At 49.3% G+C, this 12419-nt stretch carries 7 protein-coding genes; 5 read left to right on the plus strand and 2 right to left on the minus strand.

All coding sequences use genetic code 11. The annotated features are described in order from the left end of the window. The first annotated feature begins 170 nt into the window (after positions 1-170). From ACOQPM_RS02675 to ACOQPM_RS02685, 3 genes are all read left to right on the plus strand, one after another. Positions 171-8129, plus strand: coding sequence for a LamG-like jellyroll fold domain-containing protein (locus tag ACOQPM_RS02675; RefSeq protein ID WP_420627681.1), 7959 nt, complete (start codon positions 171-173; stop codon positions 8127-8129). Between the two features lie 6 nt (positions 8130-8135). Continuing rightward, on the plus strand, positions 8136-9071 hold the full coding sequence (locus ACOQPM_RS02680) for a TolB family protein (protein ID WP_420627682.1): 936 nt from the start codon (positions 8136-8138) through the stop codon (positions 9069-9071). 174 nt (positions 9072-9245) lie between these two features. After that, on the plus strand, positions 9246-9791 hold the full coding sequence (locus tag ACOQPM_RS02685; RefSeq protein WP_420627683.1) for an REP-associated tyrosine transposase: 546 nt from the start codon (positions 9246-9248) through the stop codon (positions 9789-9791). Between the two features lie 112 nt (positions 9792-9903). On the opposite strand, the gene ACOQPM_RS02690 is transcribed toward ACOQPM_RS02685, so the two are convergent. Next, the gene (locus ACOQPM_RS02690) at positions 9904-10134 is read right to left on the minus strand and encodes a hypothetical protein (RefSeq protein WP_420627684.1); all 231 of its coding nucleotides are present in this window, start codon (positions 10132-10134) and stop codon (positions 9904-9906) included. Continuing rightward, positions 10127-10993 (minus strand): tyrosine-type recombinase/integrase, encoded by an 867-nt coding sequence (locus tag ACOQPM_RS02695; protein WP_420627685.1) that lies wholly within the window; start codon positions 10991-10993, stop codon positions 10127-10129. The genes ACOQPM_RS02690 and ACOQPM_RS02695 overlap by 8 nt, the downstream gene beginning before the upstream one ends. A 90-nt stretch (positions 10994-11083) precedes the next feature. Here ACOQPM_RS02695 and ACOQPM_RS02700 point away from each other — a divergent pair, with 90 nt between their 5' ends. After that, a complete protein-coding gene (locus ACOQPM_RS02700) occupies positions 11084-11914 on the plus strand; it encodes a hypothetical protein (RefSeq protein ID WP_420627686.1) in 831 nt (276 codons plus the stop codon). A gap of 56 nt (positions 11915-11970) precedes the next feature. Beyond that, positions 11971-12243, plus strand: coding sequence for a PF20097 family protein (locus tag ACOQPM_RS02705; protein WP_420627687.1), 273 nt, complete (start codon positions 11971-11973; stop codon positions 12241-12243). Positions 12244-12419 lie beyond the last annotated feature (176 nt).

A 12419-nucleotide genomic window follows, 5' to 3' on the forward strand; every position in this document is an offset into this window, starting at 1 on the left:
TTACACTTCTGTAAAGACCCCCTCCAAAGTAAAGTTGGCACAGGTTTTTCAGGTCTTGTCGCCCTGAATGGCTTTCAAACTCTCTAGCCAGCATTGCATCAACTTCGTATTGTAAGATTCACTTTTCAAAAATTTTCCACCTTCACAAGAACGCTTTCAGGAGGGTTCCCATGCGTCGTTTTGCTCGTCTTTGTGTTCGTGCTTCCAGCTACCTGCTCTTAGTATTTTTTCTGCTTCAGTTCACTTCCCTTGCTTCAGTAATCGCCCAAACAGACATTGCCAACGAAGAAACCGAACCCGTCAAAGTTGTGCCGCCTGCAATGGCCTATCAGCCACCAGCAGATGCCGACGAAATGCGCGACTTTGCCCCGGTAGATGCCGAAGTGAGCACCTTAGATGCAGAATTAGATACTAAAGCCGCCACCACCTTCGATGAAAACAAAGACAGTTTGGTAACGATTGGCAACGAACGGATCGGGGTCTTTGTGGAAGAAAAGACCTTTGATGAAGGTGTCTCCCTGGAATTTACCGAGGCAGATGTGCCTAAGCCTGTGCTTAGCAGTTCAGAGGACGATGCCAAAGAGCCAACGCTAACCATCACAGCAACCAATACCATTTCCAATCCGGTTGGCAATCAAGACCTCATTCGTTTCCAGTTGGATATTGTCACCACCGCTAAAGCAGATGTGGTTTCAGATTTCGAGAAACCGGTACGCATTGTTGTGGACTTACGGGCGCTGACCAAAGAGCTGAACCCTGTTTACAGTAACTTCTATCTGGCCTACCAGGATGAAGAGAATCCCAATCTCTGGCATGAAGTCCCAATTACCGTTTACCAGGAAGATGGTCTTATCAGTGCAGATGTGTTGCATTTTTCTAGCTGGGCAGCTGGCGTACGTCCTGAAAGATGGAACCCAACCTGGACACCACCGGCTATTTCGGAGTTTAGTGGAGCGGCTACGTTTAGCTATCCTATTGAAGTCCCCCCTGGCCGTAACGGGATGCAGCCCGGTGTGGCCCTTTCATATAGCAGTCGGGCGATTGATGGCTTAATTAGAGATGCCGAAGTTGGGCCTATTGGTACTGGCTGGTCATTGGCTGAAACGAGCATTGTTCGTGTTGGTGTTGAGCTAAAGTTCAATGGGGCAAACCCATATACGCATCATCAGGAAAAATTTCGGCTAACGCTCAATGGAACTGGCTATGAAATGCTGGGATCAACTACGCCTGGAATATGGCAGGTCAAAGATGCGCCAGGCATAAGGATTACACGACACTATGATAGCTCCCTGAGCACTGATGGATTGTATTGGGTTGTTCACATGCCGGATGGCACACAATATCGCCTGGGCTATACCGATGAAGCGCAGGAGTTCCAATCGGTTACAAATGGGGCCTATATTCAAATTGATGGACACGAAGGTGATGTCAATAACAAATCTGCCATTGCTTGGCATGTGGATACGGTGACCGATCCGTTCGGTAACCAGATGACCTACACTTACAACACGCGCACGATAAATGAAAATATTGAGTATTTCGATTCGAACAACGATGATGAACTGACAAGCTTCACCCTAACAACGCGCTCCTCCCGCATTTACGCAATCGAATATAACTATCCTGATCGCGTCACTGGCACAATTGACCATACCGTTGCTCAGTTGACCAGCACACCTGGCTCCAGGATAGAGTTTCGGGCAAGCAGTGGGGATACAGGGGGCACTTATAACAGTAATCCAATCACTAGCATTTATGTTTTTCATGGTAATAGCAGTAATCCGACATCTGAATACCGCATCAAAAGCGAGAATCGTGCTGTTGATAGTCCCGGTTGTATCAATCAGGATCTACAGCCCAATGAACCTCGCAGAAGTAACACCCATGTTGTCACTGAAATCCGCCGTTGGGTAGATATCAATGGAAATCCTGCAGATAACGATCCTGGGTATGCTTTGCCGCCAACAACATTTACCTATACGCCATATCGCCATAAGGGGAGTTCTGAAAATGTGGGCTGTTTCTATTTTTCCTATCTTACTGGATACGAGAATGGGTATGGTGGATCTGTAGAATTTACTTACGAGCGAGACAATCGGGTTGTTGGGTCATATGAATATCATGGGTATAACAATTACACCTTCCCCAGCATTGGCTTTAACTATGTGGTTACGGCCGTTACTAGCAACGATGGCATCAATCCAGACATTGTAACGGAGTATTCATACGATAGACCCTGTTATGGACAAACTGACGGAAATTTTGTTGGCAGTTATCAGAATCCCATTCATTGTAAAACGTCGGATTCGCCAGTTTACGGAAATATTGTCGGCTTCCATAAAACGACGGTCACCACGAATGATTATAGTGGCAATCCGGTGAATGTGAAGCTAACAGAGTTTGAGCAAGTTGTTAATCCAGGATCGGATTATACCCAACATCCGGCTATTGGAAGACCCTTGCAAATTGATCTCTTTCAAAGTAACGGCTCAACATTGATAAGCCAGGCGAAACATACTTATGTCAGCGAATCTATCGGGGGAATTAGTAACTTCTTTACCTATACAAGCCAAACGACAAACGAACAGTTTTATAATGGCGGTTCGCCTTCTATCTCTACCAAAGTTGAATACGAGTACCAGACTGGCAATCAAGGGGGGGCGCAATATGGCAACCTGACTCATATCAAGGAATATGATGGTGCGACTGCTAGCACACCCTACCGCACAACCCGGCGCTGGTTCTACCCGAATACAACAGATTGGTTTGTCAACAAGTTGGCGGCAGAAGCACTGTATGAAGGTGACTCTTGGACTGAAAAAACTGGTCAATGGATTTTTTACGACGGCAGCGCAAACCATACCACACCGCCGACTCAGGGCTTTGTTACACGTACACGGTCTATGGAAACGATTAACTGTAGTGATGTGCCTGGTGGTGGCGGAAGTGGCTGTACTTACGCTCGGAGAACCATTGACACCGAAATGGAAATGAATCCAGCAGATGGGTTTGGCAACGTTTGGAAAACAACAACATACAGCGATTATGGATACCGAACATTCAACAGTAGCTGGTCAGAGTTAGTCAACATATTGCCAACAGACGGCCGTACCACCACCATTGACTACGACGCAGATTACAATCTTTACCCAGTCAGTGTGGAAAATGATTTAGGGCATGAAACGGAATTCGACGTGTATGGTTTCAAGGATGTCAACAACACGCTGGTTTCACTCGCTGGCTTCCAGCTTCAGCCTGGCTTGCTAGCAGTGGTAAGAGACCCCAGCGATTTGGAAACCACCTATGAATACGACCCATTTGGCCGTCTATACCAGGTATATGAAGATGGAGACACACAGGACTTAGACGACTTGGACAGGTGGGATGGCGATCCAGCCATGCGCTACCGTTATTGGGACAATAGCTGGAACGACGGCAGTCAAATTTGGGGAAATCCCTCATCGCCAACCAATAAGCCTTTTGGTATCTCCGTACACACCCGTCCAAATGTATACACCTCTTCAGGCGAATATGTGATGAAGCATATGACCTACTATGATGGTTTTGGACGCCCCATCCAGGAACAAGAATATTCCGTTGAGGTTGATGACATCACGGGACGCCGCACCATTGTCACCACAACGGCATACAATGCGCTGGGACAGGTAAGCTGTGCCACGGTTCCCTATGACATCTCAGATGCCCAGGCAACCTGGCCTAATAACAACTTCCAGACTGCAGCCTGCACCAGCAAAGACCACACCGCCACCACTTACGATGCTCTGGGACGGCCGTTAGTCATCACCGCCCCAGATGGCTCCACCACGACCAATAGCTACGATATCTACGACACAATTACTGTAGATAGCTTCACCGTGTTGAGCAGAGTGCAAACAATAGATGCCAATGGTCAGGGTATTCGTCGCTACTCTAATGCCAGAGGGGAGCTGGTGCTGGTACGGGAGTTAACCGAAACCAATAATTGGTATGCAGACACCCGTTACACATACGATTTACAAGGTAATCTTGAGCTTGTCAAAACCAGTGGCCCAACCAATTCAAATCCAGGCAACCCGCTGCGGGAAATTGAAATGAGCTACGACGACTTTGGTCGCAAAGAGAGAATGATAGACCCAGATATGGGGCAATGGTTCTATGAATATGATGCCGTCGGCAACCTCATTCGCCAGAAGGATGAGGCTGGCAACGCCCTCTGTTTCTATTACGATGAGCTAAGCCGCCTGACGCGACGCATTGTAGACAGCTCGCCTGGGGACGATGTTTGTCCTGACATTACCAGTGCCCCTACCAACGGCAGTTTCCACCTGGCTAGCTACAGCTACGTAGACACTGCCCCAGGAATCGGGCAAATTGAGACGGTTGAGTGGGGCTCCAATCCTGACCTCAACAACGACGTGTTCACCTACGATTCTTTGGGTCGCATGGAGCAGCAGGACCGGATGATCAACGGCCGTATCTTCACCATGCAAACCCTCAGCTTCGACGTCCTACATCGCCCCTTGCAAGTACAGTATCCCAATGGGGAAACGCTCACCATGACCTACGATCATGAGGGTGTGGATACCTTGCAATCCAACCTGGACAGCTCTGCAATGGTCGGGGCCGTTAAATATAATGCAAGGGGGCAGCTGGAATACCTCGACCGGATGCACACCTGGAACCTGGATACCGATTTTGAATATTATGACGCAGTTGAAAACTTCCGGCTGAAGAACATCATTAACGGCACGGAAACGACAACGACGCCTGACACGGGCGACAATCGTCCGGATTTCACCTACACTTACGACAATGTGGGCAACATTCTCTCCATCGAAGCCGCCACTAAAAATGATGGCTCCGATACCCAAAACTTCACCTACGATAATCTGTACCGCCTGGAGACAGCAGAGGGTTTTGGCGATGCCACCAATGTGCCAAATTACGAATTCACCTATGAATACGACATATTAGGCAATTTAACCGACCGCATTGACGACCTTGATGGCAGCAACACCCTTGATTATTCCTACAGCAGTAGCCATCTTCATGCAGTTGAGGAGATTGTGGTTGGTGGCGTTATTACCCATACATTTGGCTATGATGCCAACGGCAACATGATTAGCCGGAATGATGAGAGCGGAGATTATACTCAGCTCTTTGATGTCGAAAACAGGTTGACGGTGGTCAACAAAGATGGCGTAGGGGTTACTACTTTTTATTATGATGCCTCCGGCCAGCGGGTCCGAACCATCGAGCCGGATGGCACCATTATCTATACGCCGTTCCCAGGCTACGAAGAGGAAGTTACCTCAGAAGGCTACCATTGGACCTTTGACGAAGGCAGTGGGGCAACGGTTGGTGACAGCTCTTTCAACCAGTATGACGGCACCCGCCAGGGGCCGCAGTGGGCCACCGGATATCATGGTCAGGCACTGGATTTTGATGGCGTTAATGATTATGTATCTTATCCAGGCTCAGTAGATGTCGTTGGGGGCATGACGGTGAGTGCCTGGGTAAAGCCGGAAACAGCACCAACGGGGCTGGGGCGTCTGATTGTCAGCACCTATGATTGGCACAGCGACAGCAGCCAGCGACGAGGTTGGTTCTTGGGCGATACCTGGGGCAATACCGACCATTTCGCCTTTGGCGTCTATGATGACGAAGGCAATTTGACCGAGCTCATCTACAACAACTTCTTTAGCGAATACGATGATCAATGGGTTCACGTCACGGCCGTATACCGACCCGGCGAGGCCCTAGAGCTGTACTTTGACGGCACGCTGGCCGACAGCACAACCAGCAACGTACCCCAACAGATTGGTCAATCCCATCTGTTTAAGATTGGGGCCCGTGCTGACAACACAACTCAGGGATTTTGGGATGGGCAGATTGACGAAGTGCGAATTATCCCTCGTGCGTTGGATTCATCGGAAATCTCCGGCCTGATGTCCGCTAGCCTGCCCGGCACCACAGGCAGCATCCTGTTAGCCGAGGGTGGCAGTGGGGTCGCCAGCAGCTCTGTAGCGGTTGGGGGTCTCAGTCGCCAAGCTGACAGCGACCTGTTGACGATGACCCTGGTGGGTCTCTTTGGCCTGCTCCTGCCCGTGGGGGCGGTTCATCTAGCCAGCATTCCCCAGAACCGGGTGTGGCTACAGCTGCGCTGGCGGCGACACCGCTTGCTGGTAGGCAAGGTCATCTCTCTGGTGAGTTTGGTGGGCTTGTTGGCCAACAGCGTCTTCCTGGTGCCGGGGGTACAAGCTGCGCCCGTAGCCGCACCTATGGTTGGTCCGGTGCAATCCCCGTGGGTGAGTGCCGACATTGGCACTGTGGGGGTGACTGGCTCGGCCGATGAAACGAGTGGGACCTTTACATTAGATGGGGCGGGAGCTAACATTGCCGGTACGGTGGATGCTTTCCACTATGTTTACCAGAGTTTATCTGGCGACGGCACGATTACGGCCAATGTGGCTTCCCTAACCGGTGGCGGCAGCGCCCCCAGAGCGGGCCTGATGATGCGGGAGAGCCTGGCTGATAATTCAGCCCATGTCTCAGCCGTGGTGCAGGGTACCCGCATCCGGGTGCTGGACAGAGCCACGACGGGTGGCAGCACCACCGATGTGCAGGGACATTCTCAGGGTGCGCCTGAATGGCTGCGGATTGAGCGGAGTGGCAACACCTTTACCCTGTCACGGTCGAATGATGGCAGTAGCTGGACGGTGATGCAGACGCGGACGATTACAATGGGGACGACGATTTACATTGGCATGGCGGTGACGGGCAACAGCACCACGACGCTAGCAACAGGAACGTTTGACAATGTCTCGGTCTCTGGCAGTGGTGGGCCAACGGCAACGCCCACGAATACGCCAACAGCGACAGCGACACAGTCGCCCACGCCAACGCCAACAGCGACGAGTGTGGGACCTACGCCGACACCAACCAGCACCGGGTCGCCAACGCCGACGCCAACCAGCCCACCACCGACTAGCCAACCTGAGGTGATTGTGCAGCGGACAACCTATTCCATCGTTGGACATGCGGTCTTTTTGCGGGTTCGGACATTGGAGGATGGTCTGGAAGTGAGTAGCGAGATGTATGCGATACACTCTGACCATTTGGGCAGCACGAGTACGTTGAGCCATTTGAAGGATGACGGCACGGCGAACCGGGTGTTGGATTCTCGGGCGTTTTACTATCCCTTTGGGGGGTATAGATATGCGCCGACGGGTGATTATACAGACCGAGGGTACACGGGGCATCTGGGTAACAACAGTGGAGGCAACGACATTGGGCTGATATACATGAATGCGCGGTTTTACGTGCCTTATATATACCGCATGCTCACACCGGATACGATTGTACCCGATCCGGCCAACCCGCAAAGCTATAATAGATACAGTTATGTGGAAAATCGCCCTATTAATAGCATTGACCCCACAGGACACTTTACTTGTCAAATTGGCAGTGCTGGAGAGGCGGCTGGAATCACAACAGCCGATTGCGAAACATGGGTAAATGATGCTTTATCAATTTTAGAGCTTACAGAAACTGGGGCTCAAATTGTTGATGCTTTTTGGGCAGCTGATGCTGCTGCTGGCGAAGGGGGTCTAAGAATTGTGGTCGGCGGCACTATTTTTGTGCCGGGTGCGATCTCAGCGGATATGGTTGTTGGAGCCGAGATAAATATAAATGACGCCCTCAATAGTGAAGCCAATTTTATAGGTGAAACTATGTATCTTAGGCCTGAAATGATTTTGAGTGATCCATTTGATCCATCAAACTGGGAGCTTGATGGTCTAGCTACGTTTGCCCATGAAGCTATACATGCAGTTCAGGGTTTTTGGAATGCCTTCTCTTTGTATGGAGAAGTGGAAGCATATTACTATGAGTATCAGCTTGTAGAAGAATTCAATGCCCTTATTTCGGACTATAATAGTGGTTTAACAGAAGGAGATGAAGGATATATGCGGATGCTATATCAACATCCATTAACACAAAGAGCGGGTGAATTGGATTCTCCATGGAATACCCCTCAAAATGTAAGAAAATTTCGAAAAAATTATCCATACCATCCAGTTGTAGGAGCCTTACCCTGGGCTCCCTATACTGGGGGGGCATTTCCCTAAAAAATTATGAACAACAGAAAATATTTTTTGACTTGGTTTATTTTTTCCCTTTTGGTTGTTGCAGGCTGTCAGGGTAGCATCAGGAACTTGCCGGAAGGTGTAAGTTTTTTTAGGACTGAGATTGCTCTTGCCGAACTGGAGTGGTTACCAAATAATTTACAAATAGTTGGGACATCTCCAGCTTTACCACTAAGTGGGATAAATGTTGGACGAAGCCCCAGCGAAGTCTATGTTTGGGATTCAACATCAAATAATCTAAACCAAATTAGTGATGAAGCTTTTTCATATTGGAGCGGGCATCCTGTATGGCATCCTAATTTAGATTTAGTTATGTATTTTTCGATTGATGAGTTCGGGGAAGATTATAAATTAGGTGCTATCGATTCAAGCGGAAATATCATTATCAAGTTGGATGGTAAAAATGCCGATTGGATTCCAAACAAGAATGAAATACTTGTCAATAGAATAAGCCATTTATCCTTGTTTGACACTGAAACCCAAACATATCAGACCGTGTGGCGCACAGAGAAAGGATGGGGAATATCCGAGGTTGCAGTGTCCCCTAGCGGCCAAGAAGTAGCCATTTTGATATCAGATGGTTCACCTGTTACACACGTTCTCGTAATGAATTTAAGCCAAGGTGAAGCACAAAAGATATATGAAAGTCAAATGAATATAAGCCAAATTAGTTGGGGGGGCAGCGGAAATGAGTTGCTATTTCTCACAAGTGGAACCTTTAATGAACTATGGGCAATTTCAGTTGACGGTCAATGTATAACAAAGCCTTTTGTGTTTGGATACGAATTTGAAGATGTCACTTGGTCGCCAGATGGGGAGGTAATTGCGGCATCTACTAATGATGAGGTAACTGGCATATTTCTGCTAAATACGAATAGTGATTTAATTCAAGATTGGTTGACTGCCAGGTCTTGCCAGTTATGATCTCCCTGCTCTGGACAGGTCTTCACACTCGCGCCCCTGCCCCTGCTGCGGGCAGGTCTTCTAAATCGCGGGCTGTGGCCGGGCGTCTTCGCCGTGCCACTTTTCTGGTCTGTTTGAGGGTGGCAAAACTAAGAAGCTTGGCCTTTTTTCCTGACCCCCACTAAAATCGGTTACATGGAAACGGCCAGAATCCAGGAGGGGGCAGGTGTTTACTATCTCACCTTTACGGTGGTCTATTGGCTACCTGTATTCGTAGCCGCCGAGCCGTGCTTCATTTTCACCGAAAGCCTCAACTACTGCCACCAGCACAAAAGTTTACGTATCAATGCCTTTGTTATCATACCCACCCATGTTCACTTAATTGTCTTTGACGCCGATTTTGATAATGCGCGTCTGAATAAAACAGTGACGGCGATGCGGCAGTACACTGGGCGGCAGTTGGCCAACTATTGTCATGAGAAAATGCCTGCTGTTTTCGGGCAGGTGATTGGTTCACCACGCCGTAAGGATCGTGCCAACCAGTTCTGGCAGCAGAGCAAACATCCGGTGGCTATTTGGTCGGAGGCGTTTTGGCGGACGAAGTTTGATTACTTGCACGACAATCCGCGCCGCAAAGGGCTGGTGCATGAGGCGGCCGATTGGCGATTTTCTTCTGCAGCGTATTGGTTGCGCGAGCAGGTGACAGATTGTGATGTGAAGTTGACGGGCGTGGCGTGGTAGTGGGTAATTGAGGAAAGGCGACGCGGCCAGAGGCCAAGCCGCAGCCGGGTGAGGTTTTGTGCTTGCCGAAGACCGCTCCGCAACGGGGAGTGGAAGCGTGAGTTTTACCCTGTCACGGCACGGCCATGGGGATGCGGTGCTGCTCAATGACGGATTGAGCCACACCGCCAGCCGCTAGCCAGGTGCGGTATTTTTCTAGCAGCGTGACGTTTTCTGCTGGCCAAACGGCCGTTGGTTGCGGCACAGGACAACCATCTGGTACAGGTGAAATCTTGTTGCCCTTGTGCAGGGCTCGGTCGTACCGCTCGGCAGCAGTTTGGGCTTGTTTCTGCTTCTTAGCCATGCTGCCACCCCACCAGTTGCTCGACAGCGGCGTAGAAATCTGCCTTCACCTTGGGGTTGTTAGCTGCCAGGTAGGTTTCGGTGGTGGCAATCCAGGCATGACCCATGAGCTGCTGAATGCTGGTAACGGGGACGTCGGCACAAACAAGGTCGTTGGCGAAGTTGTGACGTAGCTGGTGGGCTGTGATGTGAATTCCAGCCAGTTGACGGTACCGCTCTAGCCGCTTTTGGATGCCGATGGGAGCCAGGGGCTGGTGGCGGTAGTTGAGGAAAACGGCTCCGCAGGCAACTTCAGCCCGTTCGTCCAAATACCGTCGCAGGGCAGTCTCAGCTTGATTGGAGAGGTAAACCGACCGCTCTTTGCTGTTCTTGCCCATGATTTGTAGCCGGGGCTGGGCTTCGTTCAGGTACAAATCTTGCAGCTGCAAACCTGCTACCTCGGAGATGCGGAGACCGCACCTTAACATGAGCAGAAAGATGGCTTGGTCGCGCACAGCTTCGATGACCTCAAAAAAGGCGTGTAAATCTGTCTCTGGCACTGCACGAGGCAGGCGACGGGGTGTCCGCAGGCTGTGACGTTGCGGCAGCACCGGGCAAAGTAGCTCAGGCTCTTCAGCTTGCAGGAAGGTGTAGAGCGATGTAACAGCCGCCAGACGGCGGTTGATGGTGGCCGGGTGCAGGCCACGCTTGTTTTGTTCGTTGATGAAGTCGTCAATGTCGGTGATTTGAATTTCGGCTGGGGGTTTGTCGCCGACGACGGTGACAAACTGCTGTAGGTCACAGCGGTAATCTTGCCAGGTGTGTGCCTGGGGGTTGCGGCGGCGAACCCAGTTGACAAAGCGGGTGATTTCGTCCAACATATTGTGCCTCCTATGGCGTGAATGTAGTTGTTTGGTGTGAACAACAATTCTACGCATAGGAGGCACCTAGCTCTGTGCCGCTATGGTTTCATGAATCTGGGTATATATAAGTGGTCAACTCTTAACCGCTTTGCCAGTGCAGATACCATTGTACCAGACCCCGCCAACCCACAAAGCTTCAATCGCTACAGTTACGTACTCAATAACACTTTACGATACACGGATCCGACTGGACATCTTTCAGAAGATGAGATTAGAGATTATTTTGGATACGAAGCAGATGAAAACATAACATTGAGAGATAAAATGATAGGAGCCGGATGGCAGGACTTTCTTGTAGATTGGTTGCTTAATCCAGATACACATTTCGGTGATGTATTCGTCTATGATGGGGCAGAAAATACAGCGATGCTGGTTTTGTTTGAAGCCCACTCAGCGGATTCTGGCATTTACGAAGGCGGTTTTTATGGTTTAACCGGAGAAAGACTTGGAAAACAGGTTTCAAAAAGTAACATCAGCTTGGTTAATGATGATCATCCTTTGGTGATTCAACAAGAATCCCTATATAACAACAATTGGGAAACTTTACCTCAAGCATTTGGATCCAATGGCACACCATACTATAGGCCTACAACATATCTCGATCTTAATGGTTTTGATATAACTTTTGATAGTGTAGGAGCAGGTGCTACTATTGGTGGAGCTGCTTGTCTTATTGCAGAACCGTGTGGAGCTGTCGTGGGTGGAGCTCTTACCATTGTTGGTGTTGGTGCTCTTGCGGTAGACTTATTTATTGAGGATGAACCTTGGAGTACTAATTACCCGGTTATAATGCAACCTCAAGTAAACATCCTTGGACAACTCGAATATGAAAATATAAGACATAGTCATTTGACTGCTCCAAATGGAGTGTACGAGTAAGTTCAAATGTTAATTTTTGAACATAAAAATCTGCTAATTGCGATAAGGTACAATAAATGAAGAGTAATACAGTCAATTCCCTAGCTTGTGCTTCTTGCAAAAAACCATTGGAAGCAGGATATATCTGGCTTTCTGCCCAAAATGCAGAGCTTAGATGGCAAATAGATAAACCAGATCTTTCAGCTTGGCGATTTTGGAGTATGTCAAAAGGAAAAAAACTATTAAAATCAAATGTCCGTCTTTTCCCAAAGACTCTTCGCAAAGCTTACCGTTGTGTCGAATGTGATTCTTTGACAATTGAACACATTAGTAAAGAGTTTACATCTTAAGTGTGCACGACCACCTTGCTCGGAGCAGGTCTTCATAATTTTGGGAGCTGTGGCCGGCCTCTGGCCGAGCCACTTACCCCGCCCGTTTTGGGGTCAGTAGGTCAGCGGCACTCAAGTCATGCAACCGGGCTGGTGGAAATGTGGATAACTCTACGCTGCGCTCCGAGTTACCCACA

The sequence above is a fragment of the Candidatus Leptofilum sp. genome, from assembly GCF_965223525.1.
Classification (GTDB): Bacteria; Chloroflexota; Anaerolineae; order Promineifilales; family Promineifilaceae; genus Leptofilum.